The sequence below is a fragment of the Luteimonas suaedae genome (assembly GCF_008312895.1).
Classification (GTDB): Bacteria; Pseudomonadota; Gammaproteobacteria; order Xanthomonadales; family Xanthomonadaceae; genus Luteimonas; species Luteimonas suaedae.
Genome location: NZ_VSSP01000017.1, coordinates 43,562 through 61,404, shown reverse-complemented (window position 1 = coordinate 61,404; position 17,843 = coordinate 43,562). Strand labels below are relative to the sequence as shown.

Genomic DNA, 17,843 nt, shown 5'->3' with positions numbered 1-17,843 from the left:
GGCGGCAGCGGTCGGCTGGGCGATCTTCGAATCACCGATCACCGCCTGCGGACCGACGGCGAACGCCGCCGGCATTCCGATCGCCGCGGCGATCGCGGCGCACAACAGGCTCTTACGCTTCATCGACATCTAAACTTCTCCTCACCATACGAAGAATAAAAAGAACCGCCTGCCGCCGCCCGGGAACGAGCCCGGGCCAGCGGCAGACGGCCGGGAAAGTGGTTCTCGGCATCTCCAACGCGGTGCGAGCGGAAATGCCGATTGGCGCGACTCTCGATGGCCGCAGGCACCGGCCTCCGGAGCCTGGAGGCGGCACCACCCGCCAAGGTCCGGCCACGACCCGCAGCGCCACATGGGACGCTGCGGATCCCGGCTCGGCGAGGCCGGCCGTCATCACCAGCTGAAGCCGGCGCCGGCGGAGACGCTGCTCTCGCCACCGGCCACCGCGCCGCCGAACGAGATGCTGGCGCGGTTGCCGAGCGCGCGCTGGTAACCGATCGCGATCGCCTGCTCGCCACCCTGGGCGCCGACGCCGACGCCGACACGGTTCTGTCCGGCAAGTCCGGCGGTGTTGAGCGCCATGCCGGCGTAGGCGCCGCTCATCGCACCCATGCGGTCGATGCGGCGATCCTGGTGGCGGAAGCGTTCGTCGACCTCACCGCGCAGCGAGGTGAAGTTGTCCTCCCAGGCGGCGAACTGCTCGTCGGTGTAGGCCTTGGCCTGGTTCAGCGTGCGCGCATCGCCGGCTTCGACCTGCGCCACGTTGGCCGCATCGTGGTCGTCGACGCCTTCGGCGACGTTGGTGACGCGGCGCTGGTTGTCGGCGCTGCCGACCGAGACCGTATTGGCCTGGTCCGCAACCGATCCCTGCCCCAACGCCACCGAGCCTTCGGCGGTGACGCTGGCACCCTGGCCCACCGCCGTGCCCGAAGCGGCCTCGACATTCGCGTCGGCGCCGACCGCGACTGCGTTGGTCGCTTCCACCGAGACCGACGCGGCGCTGCCCACCGCAGTGCTGTTCTCGGCGTCCACGGTCGCACCGTTGCCGATCGCAGTGTCGTTGTCGTCGGCGGCGACGCTGGAGTTGCCGACTGCTAGGCCCTTGCCGCTGCTCTTGCCATTGCCATTGCCATTGCCATTGCCATTGCCATTGCCATTGCCATTGCCATTGCCGTTTCCATTGCCGTTGCCACCTCGCTCCAACGCACCAACCCGGCTGTCAAGCCCCGACAGCGCACCGTCGAGTGCACCGAGGGCGTCGCCGACGTTGCCGTAATAGCTGCCCTGGACGGCGAACACCGACCCGATCAGCTTGCCGTTGGCGTCCACCACCGTGCCGCCGCCGAAGGCGGTGGCGACCGAATCCATCGCCGCGTGCACCTGCCCGCCGTTCACCGCATCGCGGCTGGAGGCCTTGATCGCCCCCGCGGCGACATTGCCCAGCCGGGTGCCGTTCTCGCCATCGAGGCTGATGCGGTCGTGGCTGTCGTCGTCGTAGGTCACCGCGTTCACGGCCACGCCTTCGATGTCGCCGATGCGGTCTTCCATGCCGTCGACGCGGCCCTCGACCACGCCGACGCGCTCGTTGGTTTCGAACAACTGACTGCCGTTGACCGCGTCGGTGCTCTCCTCCGACACCTCGCCCGCGGCGACGTTGGCCAGAACGGTGCCCTGTGCGCCGTCGAAGGTGACGCGATCGTGGCTGTCGTCGTCATAGGTGATCGCGTTTTCGCTGATATGCCCGATCTCGTCGGCGACGGCGCTCAACTGGTCCAGGTTCACCGCATCGGTGCCCTCGGTGCCGGCCGCGACGTTGACGATCTGGCGCTCGGCGCCTTCGCTGCCGACCGAGACCGTGTTCTCGCGGTCGGCGATGGCGCCACGCCCCAACGCGACGCTGTTGCCCGCCATTGCCCAGGCGTCCACGCCCAGCGCCATGCTGGACAGGCTGTCGGCCTGGCTGCGGAAACCGAGCGCGACGCTCTCCTCGCCGTAGGCGCGCGCCACCTGCCCGACCGCGGTCGAGCTCTCGCCGAACGCGCCGCTGCCGCTGCCGACGGCGAGCGTGCGGATCGCGGCGGCGGTCGAGCCTTCGCCGAACGCGGTGGCGAACTCGCCTGCCGCCACCGACATCACGCCGACCGCCGTACTGCGGTCGGCACGCGCGCTGCCGCCGATCGCAACCGCCATCTCGCCGCCGGCGTAGGCGCCGGCGCCGACCGCGGTCGAGGCGTACTCCAGCGCGCGGGCACCGGCGCCGACCGCGGTGCTTTCGCGGCCGGAGGCGATGGTGGCGAACTCCTCCATCTCCCAGGTTTCGCCGTTCATCACGTACAGGTGCCCACCGATCGCGGTCGCGGAATCCGCGGTGGCCTCGCTGCCTGCGCCGTAGGCCGAGGCGTAGTCGGCCGAGGCGGTGCTGTTGAAGCCGGTGGCGGTGGTGTGCTTCTCGAACGCGAACGCGCCGCTGCCGTAGGCCGAGGCGCCCAGCTCGCCGGCATAGGCGCCGGAGCCGGCGGCGGTGGCGAACTCGCCGGCCGCCGTGGCCGGCTGGTCGTTGTCGGCATCGCCGGTGGCCTCGAAGTAGCGGCTGTGCGCGGTCGCTTCGTTCAGCTGGCCGAGGTTGACCGCGTCGGTCGCCTCGGTGCCGGCGGCGACGTGGGTGATCTGGCGGTCGATCGCCTCGACGTCGACCGGGATCACGCCGTCATGGATGCGCGCGGGTGTGCCGACAGAAACCGAATTGGGCCGGTCCGCGTACGAGTAGCTGCCCAGCGCGACGGAATTGTCGGCACCGATGGCGACCTGCGAGTGCGGCCCGAGCGCCATGCTGGTATTGGTGTCGGGAAAGACGATGCTGTTCCAGCCCAGCGCCACGCTCTGATAGCCGCCGACGGCGGCCTGGCCGCCCAGCGCCAGGCTGCTGTCGCCTTCGGCGATCGCGCCCACGCCCAGCGCGGTGCTGCGCGGGCCGCGCGCCTGCGACCAGCTGCCGACGGCGGTGCTGAACACGTCGTAGGCGCGCGCCTGGCCGCCGATGGCGACGCTCTGGTCGCCGCGCGCGGTACTGGCCTGCCCAAGGGCGGTGGCACTGTCGCCGCTGGCCTCCGACACCACGCCCAGCGCGGTGCTGCCGTAGCCGGTCGCACGGGCGGCGGTGCCGATGGCGGTGCTCTCCTGGCCCGATGCCTCGGTCGACCAGATCTCCTCTTCCCAGGTCTCGCCGTTGACCACCACCATCTGTCCGCCCACCGCGACTGCGCTGTCGCCGGTGGCCTGGCTGCCGACGCCATAGCTGGTGGACCATTTGGCCGACGCCACGCTGTTGAAGCCGCCGGCGGTGGCGTACTCGCCCATCGCGAACGCGCCACTGCCGAACGCAGAGGCGCCGAGCCCGACCGCATGGGCGGCCGATCCCACCGCGGTGGCGTAGTCGCCTTCGACCGACGCTTCCTGCTCGTTGTCCGGACCGCCGCTGGCGGCGAGATAGCGGTTGTCCTCGGTCGCGGCGTTCAGCTGGTCGAGGTTCACCGCATCGGTGCCCTCGCTGCCGGCGGCGACGTTGACGATCTGCCGCTCGGCGCCGACCGACCCGACCGATACCGTGTTCTCGCGGTCGGCGACCGAATACGCGCCCAGTGCGACGCTGTTGACGGCCAGCACGTCGGTTTCCGCACCGAGCGCGGTGCTGCGCTCCACCCGGCCCTTGGCCTGGCGACCGAAGGCGCTGGAATACGCACCCGCGGTGCCGGAGAACTGGCCGACGGTGGTATTGGATTCGTCGTAGGCGATCGCGTTGGCGCCGACCGCGACGCTGCGCGGCCCGTGCGTCTGCGCGCTGGCGCCGATGGTCACGCCCAACACCTCGTAGGCGCGCGCCTGGCTGCCAATGGCGATGCTGCGGTCGCCGCGGGCGGTGCTCGCGCCACCCAGGGCGATGGCGCTCCTGCCGCTCGACTCGGAAGTGGCGCCGATCGCGATCGCGCTGTACTCGGTCGCGCGCGCCGCCACGCCGAGCGCGGTGCTCTCCTTGCCGGAGGCGGTGGTGCTCCAGGTCTCCCACTCCCAGGTCTCGCCGTTCATCACCTGCATCTGTCCGCCGACGGCGGTGCTGCCCTCGCCGCTGGCCTCGACCCCGGCACCGAACGCGGCGGCGTTGTCGGCCGAGGCGATGCTGTCGAAGCCGACCGCAGTGCTGCGGTCGCCGAAGGCAAAGGCGCCGCTGCCGAAGGCGGACGCGCCCGGTTCGCCGGCGTACGCACCGGAGCCGGCCGCGGTGGCGAAGTCGCCGTGCGCGGTCGCCTCCTGGTCGTTGTCCTCGTCGCCGGTCGCCTCGAAATAACGGTTATGGGCGGTCGCCTCCTTCAGTTGGCCCAGGTTGACCGCGTCGGTGTCCTCGGTGCCGGCCGCCACGTGGATGATCTGGCGGTCGATCGCCTCGATCTGCGCTTGCAGCGGCGAGCCCTCCCTGTGTATCCGGGCGGGCGATCCCACCGACACCGCGTTGGCGCGGTCGGCATACGAATTCGCGCCCAGCGCCACCGCGTTGGCGACGCCGTCCGCCACCGCCGCGTTGCGGCCCAATGCCATACCGCCATCACTGTTCGGATAGACGATGCTGGCCCAGCCCATGGCCACGCTCTGGAATCCGCCAACGGCACTGTGGCCGCCGAGGGCCAGGCTGCTGTCGCCCGATGCGTACGCTCCCAGGCCGAATGCCGCACTGCGTGGGCCGTGCGATTCGGCTCCGCTGCCCACCGCGATGGAAGCGAAGTCGTAGGCACGGGCCTGGCCGCCGATGGCGACGCTGTCGTATCCCCGGGAGGTGCTGGCCGCGCCCAGCGCGAGCGCGCCAATGGCACTGGCCTCGGCCGTCGAGCCGAGGGCGGTGGCGGAAGCTTCGGTCGCCTGGGCGGCAGCGCCGATGGCGGTACTCCCATAACCGGAAGCCACCGTGGAGACGTCGACTTCCACCCAGTCCCACTCTCCCGGCGTGCCGATCATCATCTTCAGCTGGCCGCCGATCGCCACGGCGCTTTCCCCGGTCGCCTCGCTGAAGGCGCCGTAGCTGGTGCTCCATTGCTCGGTCGCCACGCTGTTGTAACCGCTGGCGGTCGCGTGCTCGCCGAACGCGTACGCGCCGCTGCCGAAGGCCGAGGCGCCGAGCGCTCCGGCATAGGCGCCGGAGCCGGCAGCGGTGGCGAAATCGCCTTCGACCGCCGCCGCCTGGTCGTTGTCCGGGCCACCGCTGGCGGCGAAGTAGCGGCTGGGCTCGGTCGCCTGCTCCAGCTGCGACAGCGCCATCGCATCGGTATCGGCGCTGTCGGCGACGACGGGGTCCGTCGGGCATTCCCCGGCGATGTCCGGGCCGGCGCCCGATTCACATTCGCCGTCGGCGGTCGCGGCCGCGGTGCGCTGCGGGTCCATCGCCACGGCGGGCGCGGCTGCAATCAGGGCGGCAATGGCTAGCGCCAGGGTCGTACGTTTCATGATGTGCTCCCTCCTCCAGGTGAATCCGGACCCGGGAAGGGAGGCCACGTGTGGGATGACGCCAGCCCCGCCCCGGATGATGACCGCGGCCTGTTCGGTCGTGGTCTGCAGTCATCGATGCTTGCCAGCAGGCGGACGCGGATGCCATTCCAATTCGATGACAACCGCTTTATCTCGACATTTATCCCCTTCCAATCAGGGGCTTGCCGCCGTGGCCGGCACTCGCGCAAGCGACAGCGGTGCCGGCGATCGGGCATGACGAGGCCCCCGCGCAGGCTTGCGGCGCGGGTGCAGGGTCGCCGGGGCGGCGAAATCTAAGGGTCCGGCGGTTGCCGCAGCGCCTCGGGAATCCGGCGCTCTCCCGCCAGGCGCCGCGCGTCCTCGAGCGCCGCCTCCAGGGACTCGGCCTGGCCCAGGGCATGGAACAACCGGGCCTGCAGCAGGGCGAGATCGAAATCGCGGCCCGTCCACGGCGCGACCCGCCCGACCAGGGCAGTGGCCTCGGCCAGTTCGCCGCGCTCGATCAGCCAGGGCGCGTAGGCGAGCACCGCCTGCGCGATGTCGCCGGGCACGCCCTCCTGCTCGGCCTGCGCCACGGCGGCACGGTAGCTGCGCTCGGCATCGTCGTTGCGGCCCTGCGCGCGGGCCGCGAGCGCCTCGAGCAGGCGTCCGGTCACGCCGGCGTCGGCGCCGACCAGGATGTCATCGCGCAGCGGCCGGTCGCTCTGCAGCGCCGCCTGCTGCCGCAGCCATTGCATCCAGCGCAGGCGGGATTCCCAGGTCTCCGGCGACCAGTCCTGCAGGGCGGCATCGACGATCGCGATGGTCCGCGCCGGATCGCCGCTGCGCCAGGCCAGCTCCGCCTGCAGCGCGTCCTTGCGATGGAAATCGCCCGGCAACACCGGGCCGTCGCCGTGCTCCTCCAGCAGCGCACGCGCGGCCTCGAACCGGCCCTCGCGGATCATTACCTCGGCGCGACCGAGCGCGACGCTGGTGACCAGGGTGACATCGCTGACCTGCTCGCGCAGCGCCCACGCCTGCTCGATGGCGGCGTGTGCCTGATCCGGCTGCAGCAGCTTCAGATGGGTGCCCCCCAGGGCCGCGTGCATCGCCACCAGCTCGTTGACCGCGCCGAAGCGCTGGAACTCCGCCGCCGCCTTGCCCAGGTATTCGAGCGACTGCGCGGGCCGGCCGCGTTCGCCCTCGAGATGCCCGAGGTTGGCATCGACCCGCGCCACCGACAGCAGGTCGCCGGTGCGCGCCAGCAGGATGCGCGCCCGCCCGAGATCCTCCAGTGCGCCGGCGAACTTGCCCAGCGCGGCCCGGGTCACGCCGCGGCCATTGAGCGCGCCCCCCAGCAACGACACGTGCTCGTCGGAGTCGAGCAGGCGGATCGCCGCCGAATAGTTGCGCTCGCCCTCTGCGTAACGGTCCAGGCGCACGCAGATGGCGCCGCGCACCAGCAGCGCGCGTGCGCGGAACACCGGATCGTCGCGCGCGGTGGCGGTCGTCAGCAGGCGATCCACCTCGACCAGCGCCTCGGCGTGCTTGCCGGCGCGGAAATCCACCTGCGCCAGCCGCAGCCGCAGCTGCGGTTCGTCGCGCTGCAGTTCCGGCGCGTCCTGCAGGATCCGACGCGCGGTGTCGAGCTCGTTGCCCAGCATCGCCGCCTGCGCGCGCTGCAGGCGCTCGGCAAGGCTGAGGTCGATGCCCGCGCCGCTGTCGCTGCGTCCCAGCGCCGCCAGCAATCGGCCGCTGGCCTGGTCCGCGGCCTGCAGCAGGTCGGCGTGCTCGCCGGTGGCGCGCCGCGAGGCGCCGTCGCTGCCGTTGGCGGTGAGTTCGACGCGCCAACCCTGCGTGCGATGCCGGGCGCGGCTGCTGATGATCCAGCCTTCGCCCGCGGCGCGGCGCAGTTGGCTGGCCACCACGTCGCGCTCCTTTTCGTGCAGCAGCGAGAGCACGCTTTCGCTCGACGCCACCGGCAGACCGTTGCGGCGCAAACGATCGCCGATGAAGTCCATCAGTCCCAGGCGCGCCCAGGCCGCGGCCTGCGGCCCCTCCACCCTGGTCGGCAGCACGATCAGCGCAGCGCTCGGCCGCGCGCTGCCACCGGCATCGGCGGCGGGAGCCGGCCGCTCGCGCTGCGACACTGCCCACCAGGCACCCGCCGTCAACACGATCGCGATCGACGCGAGAACGATCAGGATCCGGCGCTGCCGCCGTGGCGTCGGGTCCGACTCCGCGGGCATCGGCAAGGCGGCCGCCGCCTCCGGCGCATCGCTTCGGGGGGACGCCGCCGGTTCGGGCACCGCCCCCGCCTCCTCCGCGACCTGCAAGGCCTCGACGTCCGCGACCCAGCGGAACCCGTAGCGCGGCACCGTGCGGATCAGCCGCTGCTCCTGGCCATCGTCGCCGACCACGCGCCGCGCCCGCAGCACGATCTGGCTCAGCTGCGCATCGGAGACGTTGTCGCGGGCGAAGATGGCGACCGCCAGTTCATCGCGCCCGACCGCGCGCTCCCGATGCTCGATCAGGGTTTGCAGGCACTCGAACACGCGCGCCGGCAGCGCGACCACCTCGCCGCGATGGCGCAGTTCGCGCGCGCGGCAATCGAGGAGGTATTCGCAGAAACGGTAGGCGGTGCTCGACATCGATCCTACGGCCGGCGGAGATCGCCCGCCGACGGCATGGCTATCGGGAGACAGTTGCCGGCGGTCGGGCACCGGCCGGCGGGTTCCCTAGTATGACCCAGGTGCCCGGCCACCGCGCCCGGCAGGCGCCGTGACCGCCCAGGGCCGGCTCAGTCGCAGCCCTCGCCCTCGACCCGCAGCTGCGCGGCGTAGAGTTCCGGCTGCGGCACCTGCCCGGCCTCGGCCTGCGCGCGGGCCTCGTCGAGATAGATGCGCGCCCGGCCCTGCGCGTCGGTCTGCAGCGACGCGGTCGCGGGCTTGCGCCAGATCCGCGCCACCGCCTGCTGTGACGGGCAGGCCGCACTGGGGATGCGCACTACATCGTTGAGCAACCAACCGTCAGCGGGATCCGGTCGGACCTCGTCGGCATTGACCAGCCGCGCCCGTGGCTGGCAACCGGGACTGGCCTGCAGGACCGAGAACCGGTACGGCGGCTCGGCCTCCCCTGTGAACACGCCCTCGATCCGCGCGCAGGCCTCGGGAATCTGGCGCAGCGTATGCGCGGCGCCGATCGCCTGCGGCGGTGCGGTCTCACGCTCGATCTCGGGTTCCGGCCCGTCGGCAGCAAGGACGGCCGGCGCGACCAAGAACGCAACCAACAGGAAGGGAGCGAAACGGCACATGGCGGGGACTCCTCGGAAGCAGCGCAGCAGCCTGCCACGCGCCGGCTGAATCGAGCGACACGGCAAGGGCCGCAAGGCCGACACATCGGTGCGAATGGCCGACTTCGCATCCAGGCATGGTCGCCGGCCGCGGGCCGGTGACCATCGACTTGGAAACGGTTTGGCCTGTCCGCGACCGTGTGCCATAGTCGGCGGGCTCGCGCAACAGGCAGGTCTTCATGGCTGCGATGCGGCCGGTCCGTTCCGGGCACAGGGGGATCATCACCGCAGTACTGTCGTCTTGGCATTCACTCTGGGAGGGGTTTCATGCTGGAGCAATACGGTTTGTGGCTGGCGCTGGTATGCGCGGTCGTCGCGATTCTCTACGGCGTGATTTCGGCGCGCTGGATCAACCGGCAACCGGCGGGCAATGCGCGCATGCAGGAGATCGCCGGCGCGATCCAGGAAGGTGCACGCGCCTACCTCAACCGCCAGTACATGACGATCTCGATCGCCGGGGCCGTCCTGTTCCTGCTGGTGGGGCTGTTCCTCAGCTGGGCCACCGCGATCGGCTTCCTGCTCGGCGCCGTGCTCTCCGGCGCCGCCGGCTACATCGGCATGAACGTCTCGGTACGGGCCAACGTGCGCACCGCCGAGGCCGCGCGCAGCGGCATCGGCCCGGCCATGGACGTCGCCTTCCGCGGCGGCGCGATCACCGGCATGCTGGTGGTGGGCCTGGGCCTGCTCGGCGTCGCCGGCTACTGGGTGGTCCTCAACGCCATGGGCATGTCGGGCGAGGACGCGCTGCACGCGCTGGTCGGCCTGGCGTTCGGTTCGTCGCTGATCTCGATCTTCGCGCGCCTGGGCGGCGGCATCTTCACCAAGGGTGCCGACGTCGGCGCCGACCTGGTCGGCAAGGTCGAGGCCGGCATTCCCGAGGACGACCCGCGCAATCCGGCGGTGATCGCCGACAACGTCGGCGACAACGTCGGCGACTGCGCCGGCATGGCCGCCGACCTGTTCGAGACCTATGCGGTCACGGTGATCGCCACCATGCTGCTTGGCTACCTGATGGTCACCGAGGTCGGCAGCAACGGCCCGCTGTACCCGCTGGTGCTCGGCGGCGCCTCGATCATCGCCTCGATCATTGGCGCGTTCTTCGTCAAGGTGAAGCCGGGCGGCTCGATCATGGGCGCGCTGTACAAGGGCGTGATCGTCTCCGGCGTGATCGCCGCGATCCTGTACTACCCGATTACCGCCGAGCTGATGGCCGACAACAGCCACGGCGCGACGAACCTCTACGTCTGCGCGTTGATCGGCCTGATCCTGACCGGCGCCATCGTCTGGATCACCGAGTACTACACCGGCACCCAGTACAAGCCGGTGCAGCACGTCGCATCGGCATCGACCACCGGCCACGGCACCAACATCATCGCCGGCCTGGGCATCTCGATGAAGTCGACGGCGCTGCCGGTGATCGCGGTCTGCATCGCGATCTGGGCCTGCCATCTGCTCGGCGGCCTGTACGGCATCGCCATCGCCGCCACCGCCATGCTGTCGATGGCCGGCATGATCGTGGCGCTCGACGCCTACGGCCCGATCACCGACAACGCCGGCGGCATCGCCGAGATGGCGGAGCTGCCGCCGGAAGTGCGGGCCGTCACCGATCCGCTGGATGCGGTCGGCAACACCACCAAGGCGGTGACCAAGGGCTACGCGATCGGCTCGGCCGCGCTGGCAGCGCTGGTGCTGTTCGCCGACTACACCCACAACCTCGACACCGTGGGTTCGGCGAGGGCGCTGGCGGACGGGGTGGCGTACGTAGCCCCGACCTTCGATCTCTCCAACCACATGGTGATCATCGGCCTGCTGATCGGCGGCCTGATCCCGTACCTGTTCGGGGCGATGGCGATGGAGGCCGTGGGCCGCGCCGCCGGCTCGGTGGTCGAGGAGGTGCGGCGCCAGTTCCGCGAGATCCCCGGGATCATGGAAGGCACCGCCAAGCCGGACTACTCGCGCGCGGTCGACATGCTGACCAAGTCGGCGATCAAGGAGATGATCGTGCCGTCGCTGCTGCCGGTGGCGGTGCCGATCGTGGTCGGCCTGCTGCTCGGGCCGGAGGCGCTGGGCGGCCTGCTGATCGGCACCATCGTCACCGGCCTGTTCGTGGCCATTTCGATGACCACCGGCGGCGGTGCCTGGGACAACGCCAAGAAGTACATCGAGGACGGCAACTTCGGCGGCAAGGGCTCGGAGGCGCACAAGGCCGCGGTCACCGGCGACACCGTCGGCGATCCCTACAAGGACACCGCCGGCCCGGCCATCAATCCTCTGATCAAAATCATCAACATCGTGGCATTGCTCCTCGTGCCGCTGCTGTAGAAACGCAACCGGCATCGCACCATGCGCCGACAACGCGTCTGGCGCACGAACACGGCGGCCTCATGGCCGCCGTGTTCTTTATCTCCGAAGTCCCGACCCCGCGGACTCAGTCGGGCGCGAACATCCCGCTGGAGAGGTCGAACCACGGAGTGCACAGCGTCTGCTGCCGCTCCGCCAGCGCGAACGACGCCTGCCAGATTTCGACCTCGTCGATCTCTTCGGGCGCGCTGAAGTCGGCCTCGTCGAACGGCGCCACGCCCAGGCACCAGCGCATCCGCTTCGGTGCTTCGGCCGTCGGTGCGGTGAAGGCGAAGGCGCCTTCGAGCGTCCCGCCGGCCACGAGCTTCGCCGCCAGCGGCACCGGCGGCACGGTCGGAGACGGCTGTGCCAGCGGCAGCGCGACGTGGCTCAGGGTGACGTCGCCGCCGTCCTCGCGAAAGCTCGGATCGCCGACCGCGCCGCCGTGCTGGCGCCCGATCAGCACCGCATGGCGGTTGCCGCGATCGAACACGGCGAGATCGGCATCCGCGGTGTTGTGCACGCGATAGCGGACCTGCAGCGGACCGCCAGCTGTCGCCTGGAAAGAGACTTCGAGGCGGGCGCCCTCGCCCTCGACGGTGGTGCTGGTGGCTTCGGAACGGGACATGGCGGCGGTCTCGGCGGCGGTCTGGACGGAGGCATCGCTCACTGGCGGCACGCCGTGCGCACACGCCATCGTCGTGCCCATCAGCACGAACGCCGCGGCATGGCGCGGCCGGGGGGACAGGAATCGCATGGACATTCGGCTTCTCCCTCGGACGGATGCCGCAGCCCGAAGCTTAATAGATGACGGGCGACCGGCGATGAACGCCGGTCGCCCGCCCCTCCTTCCGTGGCAGATCGCGATCGTCGCTCAGCGGTCGATCACAAGGCGTAGCTCGGACGATCCGGCAGCCCGAGCTCGCGGCGGATGCCGTTCTCGGTCAGGTGGATCGGATTGTGGGTGGTGGGCGGCGTGTCCGGATTGCCATCGAAGTCGAAGGGTTCCGCGGAACTCTCCAGGCCTACCGCCTGGCGCTCGGCATTGGGTACGCTGCCGGAATCCGGGCCTTCGCCGACATAGGTGCCGGACAGGAAGGTGCCGTTGACGCCGTTATAGGCGTGCGACATCTCGTGGTACAGCACCACGACGGGCGCCGGGAAAGCGTCCATGTGGAAGGACGGGTTGTAGCTGATATCCACGTCGCCGCCGGCGCCCGGCCGACCATTGACGATGTCGGCATCACGGCTGAAGGTCTGCGCGTAGCCGTTCTGCTCGTTGGCCAGCTCCTTGATCGTCACCGTATTGCCCTTGGCCTCGGCAGCGGCATCGAATTCGGCCAGCATCTGCTGCCCGTTGGGCGATGAGCGCAGGAACTCCATGTCGGCCTCGACGCGCTGGCGGAAGGCGTCGGAGCCGGTGACGGTGATACCGCGGTTGCCGACGCTGGCGTCGATTTCGACATTGACCACCGTCGGATTGGCGCCGGTGGCAGCGTTGATCAGGTCGCTGGCCTGCATGTAGACGGTGTCGGTGCCGGTGGCACCCTCGACTATGTCCTCCCCCTGGCCCGTATAGATCGCGTTGGTACCGGCGCCGGAATGGATCACGTCGTCGCCCAGCCCCCCGGAGACGATGTCGTCGCCCGCACCGACGTGGATCTCGTCGTTGCCGGCCCCGCCTTCCAGATAGCCGTCCTGGCCCCCGCCCCGGATCACGTCGTCGCCGTCTCCCCCGTAGACCACGTTGATCCCGGTGCCCCCTTGGATCTGGTCGTCGCCCGCATTGCCGAAGATGTCGTTGCGGCCGCCGAGGCTCTCGATCACGTCGTCGCCGATCCCGCCATCGATGCGATCGTCGCCGTTGCCGGTCGCGATACGGTCGTCACCCGCACCGCCGTCGACCACCATGTTGACGGTCACGTTGGACGCGGCCGCGATGGTGTCGTTACCGCCGCCGGTGCGCAGGGTCAGTTCCTGCTGCTCGGTCAGGCGGACCTCGTAGCGCTCGCCGTTGACCTCGATGTCCAGGGTGCCGTCGTCGCGCTGGCTGACCTGCACGTCGTCGTCACCTTCGCCAGTGGTGAACACCACCTGGTCGCTGCTGACGTAGGTCTGGAACGGACCGGCGGTGGCGATGGTCTGCTCACGGGTAACGCTCGCCTGCTCCCCCTGGTGCAGTTCGGCGTTGCGGACGGTCTTGCCGTCGGCCGTTTGCCGATCTGGCAGACGCGAACCCGCGTCATTGCCGTTGATGGTGACGGCGCCGTCCGTGGCACTGTCGCGGGAAGGATCGACGGCACCGATGTCCTCGCTTTGCAGCGGCGCCTCGGCGAACCGGTCCTCGTTGCGTGCGGCGTTGTCCCAGTAGGTCTGGGTCGGCTGCGACGCGGTGGGGCTGGTGGCGGGATCGAGGCTCATGGACATGGCGGGACCTGCGCGGTAACAGTACGGTGACGTATAGATACGCAAAGGTACGGAACCGGCCAAGCTAGGGCGTACCCCATGCTGGGGTCGACCCGAGGTCGGAAGGACCGTGCCGCAGTGCAGCAAAAACCCGCGTAAAATGTCCTGCCTTCCCTCATCCCCTGTGTGCGGCCCGTCGCGCACGCAACTGCTGGAGCCGTACCGCATGGGCCTGGATCACGTCCCCACCGGCAACAACCCGCCGGACGAAATCAACGTCATCATCGAAATCCCCAAGGACGCCGAGCCGGTCAAGTACGAGGTCGACAAGACCAGCGGCGCGATCTTCGTCGATCGCGTGCTGTCCACGCCGATGCGCTACCCCTGCAACTATGGCTACGTGCCGCACACGGTCTGTGGCGACGGCGACCCGGCCGACGTGCTGGTGATCCTGCCGCTGCCGCTGATTCCGGGCTCGGTGATCCGCTGCCGCCCGGTCGGCGTACTGAAGATGTCCGACGAGGCCGGCAGCGACGAGAAGCTGCTCGCCGTGCCGATCGACAAGGTCTTTGCCGGCTACGCGCATGTCGACGATCTCGACAAGGTGTCGCAGCATTGGCTGGAGCGCATCGGCCACTTCTTCGAGCACTACAAGGATCTCGAGAAGGGCAAGTGGGTGAAGATCGACGGTTGGGGCGACGCGGCCGAGGGCAAGCGGATCCTCAACGAGGCGATCGAGCGCTATCGCAAAGGTTGATCGCGCAGGCGCGGCACGAGCATTCCGCCCGCCCAAAGTCCAGCAAAGCAGAGAGGCAGGCCGATGGCCTGCCTCTCTGCGTGCGGCTAGTCGCCGAAACGATCAGATGCGTCGCTAGCATTTTATGGAGGTGAAACGGCCGCTTCGAAACCGTTTCAGTACCCGTAACCGCTACTCAGAGATGCTTATCGTGATCCACGGGCGCAACCAGCATCAGCTGCGCCCATTACCACGATCAGATGGGGATACAGCCTTCCCCTGGTCACGAACATAGTGTAAGACCGGAACCCAATCGTCCGGCGCACACTCCCACAACGTCCCGCGGTGACCGTTTATTGTCATTACCTGCTGACCGGCATTCGATGGTGTGCACGGGATATTCGACATTGACGCCGCGTCACTCCTGATCGCACCAAACGGGGTAGGTGCGCGTACTGCCCAACTCGCTACCGCTAGCGTCGGCGGATTGCACACGCGCAAAAAGAAAAGGCGGGCCAGCGGCCCGCCTTTTCGCGTCGCAGACTTCCGATGGATCAGAAGCGCTGCTGGTACTGCATGTACATGAACCGACCGATGTCGTAGCCGCCGTAATAGGCCGAACCGGACGCCGGGTTGGAGTACATCGGAGCCGAATAGTGCTCGAACACGTTGTTCGCACCGACCGACACCGTCGCATTCCACGGCGCGTTCCAGCGGACCTGCACGTCATGGAACGTGTTGGAGCCGATATGGTTCTGCGGCGAGATCGCACCACTCAGGTCCGGGGCAGTATAGTTCGGATCGCTGCACAATTCGGGCAGCTCCGCTGCGTCGAGGCAACTCTCCTTCACACCCGAAAAGTAACGGGTGGTCCAGGTCACTCCGATGTCACCCAGCTCCCACGTCAGGCTCGCATTCGAGCGGAGACGGAAGTTGATGCCCGCACCGCCCGAGAACGCATTCTGCTGCTCCGGCGGGACTGCGTCGTCGTTGTCCTGCTTCAGTTCGTTCTTCGACACGTACGTGTTGAGCCAGGACAGACGGAAAAGGCCGTAATCGGTGTCCATCGAGTAATTCACGTCGAGATCGTAGCCTTCGGTCTCCTGATAGCCAGCGTTGACACCGGCATAGAAGAATGAGGTGATTACGCCATTCTCATCACGGGTAAAGCGCGAACCTGTGAGGTCGGAACAACGAGATTCGATGCCGCGGACATAGCAGTCATCGAGCACCGCCGTCGGCAAGTCGTCGATGATCGTGTTGTCGATGCGGATGTTCCACCAGTCCAGTGCGACGTTCAGGCCCTCGGCGAACGAGGGGCTATAGACCAGCCCCAACGTCTTGCTGACCGATTCCTCGGGCGTCAGGCCAGGGTTCGATCCGGACGTGAAGGCGCGATCGGACTGGTCTTCGCGGCTTTCCGAGAACCCGTCGGGCGTGTTGGCGCGCTGACGGAAGTCCGCCGGCACATCGGCTAGGCAACGCTCGCTGCCAGCAGCGATGCCATACACGCTGTCGCAGGGGTCGGCATAGAACTCGAACGACTGCGATTCGCCACCGTACAGGTCGCTGATCGACGGGGCACGGAAGCCCTGTGACCAGGTACCTCGCACCAGCAGGGACTCGATCGGTTTCCAGGTGAAACCGGCCTTACTGTTGGTGGTGTCACCGAAGGTGTCGTAATCGGAGTAGCGCGACGCGAGGTTCAGCGTCAGCTCCTGGGCGAACGGCATGTCGGCAAGCAACGGGATCTGCAGCTCGGCGTAGATTTCGTCGAGGCTGTACGAACCACCGGTCGGGCCGGCCGCCAGATCGGTCGAATCTCCGGTCTGGGCCAGCGCGTCAGGCGAGAAGCTGCCCGACTCCTTGCGATGCTCGACGCCGACGGCCACACCCAGGTCCCCCGCGGGCAACGTGAATAGCGTGCCGCTGATGTTCGCGAAGTAGGCGCGGGTTTCGGTTTCCGACAGCGCCTGTCCCGGCTTGTACAGATAAGCCTGCACGTTCGGATCGGCAAGGCTGTTCTCCGCATCGTAGCCGAACGGGATCAGCGGGTTCCACGGCGTGCAGGCGTTGGGGCCCGTGCCCAGGGTGATCGGATTGTCGGGGGTCCCACACTGCAGCACGCCGTCCGCATTGCGGAACGAGGCCCCCGTGGCACGCGCGACATTGAGCGTGTTGAGGTTTCCGGTGCTGATCTGAACACCCTTGTTCTGATTGTAGAGATGGCCGACATCCCAATCGAAGAAGCGGCTGTCGCCAAAGTCGAACGAACCGCGAACGGTGTTGCTTATGCGATAGGTGGTCAGGCTGTTGAGCACTTCGCGCGGAACTTCCCAACCGCGACGGACGTAGCTGACCGCCTCGCCGACCGGATTGAAGTAGCTGTCCTCCGACAGGCCACCAGCACTGTTGGCGAATGCAGCGCTCTGGAACGGATAACCGGCGTTGCGCGCATACGAGTCGCGATCCGAATACAGCAGGTCGGTCTCGAAGCTGATGTTGTCGGTGATATCGACGATGGCGCTCATGAACGCCGACTTGCGCTCAATGCCGCTGTAGACGGTCGATTGCTCGCCCGGGTAGGTCTGGTCGAGCGCCGGGTCCACCAGACGGTAGCTGGCGAAGTCAGTCGGGTCCAGATTGGGAACGTCGCGGCGCAGGGTGTACTGCGGGGTATACGGGTTGCCCTCGTCGTCGAAAGCCGTGCCGAAGCCGAACTGGCCTTCCTTGCGCGCACCCGAGGCGCCACCCGGAATCGGCGCGCTGTTCGGACCGGTCGGGAACGTATCGCGCGAGAACCAGCGATCCGGTGCGAACACCGGGTTCTCCTTGGCGTATTCGGCGCCGAACGTCAGCGACGTGCGCTCGCCGGTCGAGCCGATGACGATATCGTAGCGCTCGACTTCACCATCGCCCTCGCCCCACTGGCCGTAGTACGCGCCGGCTTCCGCTCCGTCGAAGTTGCGGCGGGTGATGATGTTGATGACGCCGGCCACGGCATCCGAGCCGTAGATCGTGGACGCGCCATCCTTCAGGATCTCGATGCGCTCGACCATGGAGGTCGGGATCGCGGAGACGTCCTGCAGGCCACCCGTGGTGATGCCCAGACGACGACCGTTGACCAGCACCAGCGTCCGCTGCGGTCCGAGGTTGCGCAGATCGATATACGTACCGCCTACGGCTTCACCCGAGCTCAGCGGGGAGGCGCGGCTGATCGCCGGCGATCCTGCGGAGGTGATGTTTTCCAGAATGTCGGCAACCGAGCTGTAGCCTTGGTTCTGGAGATCTTCGCGGGTGATCTGAAGAACAGGCTGCGCGGTTTCAAGGTCGACCTGGCGGATGCGCGAACCGGTCACTTCGATGCGGTCCAGGGTGGTGGCGTCCGAAGCGCTGGCCTGCTCCTGCGCCGAGCCGATCGCAGGAGTCATGGCCATCAGGATGGCTGCCGGGAGCAGCCCCCGCCGCAGTGCGGGAGTACGAAGATTCATTGATTCTCTCTCCAGAGTAACGTTAGTG

Annotated in this window: 8 protein-coding genes; 2 read left to right on the top strand and 6 right to left on the bottom strand. The window is 68.5% G+C overall.

What is annotated here, in order from left to right; all coding sequences use genetic code 11:
* Positions 1–393: 393 nt before the first annotated feature.
* The 3 genes from FXO19_RS19340 to FXO19_RS17825 form a co-directional block, all read right to left on the bottom strand.
* Entirely contained in the window at positions 394–5,490 is a 5,097-nt protein-coding gene (locus FXO19_RS19340; protein ID WP_187775845.1) for a YadA-like family protein, read from the bottom strand.
* A gap of 314 nt (positions 5,491–5,804) precedes the next feature.
* Positions 5,805–8,141 (bottom strand): winged helix-turn-helix domain-containing protein, encoded by a 2,337-nt coding sequence (locus FXO19_RS17830; RefSeq protein ID WP_149196473.1) that lies wholly within the window; start codon positions 8,139–8,141, stop codon positions 5,805–5,807.
* Between the two features lie 149 nt (positions 8,142–8,290).
* On the bottom strand, positions 8,291–8,803 hold the full coding sequence (locus FXO19_RS17825; RefSeq protein ID WP_149196472.1) for a hypothetical protein: 513 nt from the start codon (positions 8,801–8,803) through the stop codon (positions 8,291–8,293).
* A gap of 306 nt (positions 8,804–9,109) precedes the next feature.
* Here FXO19_RS17825 and FXO19_RS17820 point away from each other — a divergent pair, with 306 nt between their 5' ends.
* Entirely contained in the window at positions 9,110–11,164 is a 2,055-nt protein-coding gene (locus tag FXO19_RS17820; protein ID WP_149196471.1) for a sodium-translocating pyrophosphatase, read from the top strand.
* 106 nt (positions 11,165–11,270) lie between these two features.
* Here the strand turns inward: FXO19_RS17820 and FXO19_RS17815 are convergent, their stop codons facing one another.
* Together FXO19_RS17815 and FXO19_RS17810 are read right to left on the bottom strand one after the other, a co-directional pair.
* Positions 11,271–11,945 (bottom strand): hypothetical protein, encoded by a 675-nt coding sequence (locus tag FXO19_RS17815; protein ID WP_149196470.1) that lies wholly within the window; start codon positions 11,943–11,945, stop codon positions 11,271–11,273.
* A gap of 122 nt (positions 11,946–12,067) precedes the next feature.
* Complete coding sequence (locus FXO19_RS17810) at positions 12,068–13,603, bottom strand: M91 family zinc metallopeptidase (protein ID WP_187775844.1); 1,536 nt, start codon at positions 13,601–13,603, stop codon at positions 12,068–12,070.
* A gap of 211 nt (positions 13,604–13,814) precedes the next feature.
* On the opposite strand from FXO19_RS17810, the gene ppa reads away from it, so the two are divergent.
* A complete protein-coding gene (gene ppa / locus FXO19_RS17805) occupies positions 13,815–14,345 on the top strand; it encodes an inorganic diphosphatase (protein ID WP_149196468.1) in 531 nt (176 codons plus the stop codon).
* Between the two features lie 533 nt (positions 14,346–14,878).
* Here ppa and FXO19_RS17800 read toward each other — a convergent pair.
* Positions 14,879–17,815, bottom strand: a complete 2,937-nt coding sequence (locus tag FXO19_RS17800; RefSeq protein WP_149196467.1) for a TonB-dependent receptor domain-containing protein — start codon at positions 17,813–17,815, stop codon at positions 14,879–14,881.
* Between the last annotated feature and the right edge of the window lie 28 nt (positions 17,816–17,843).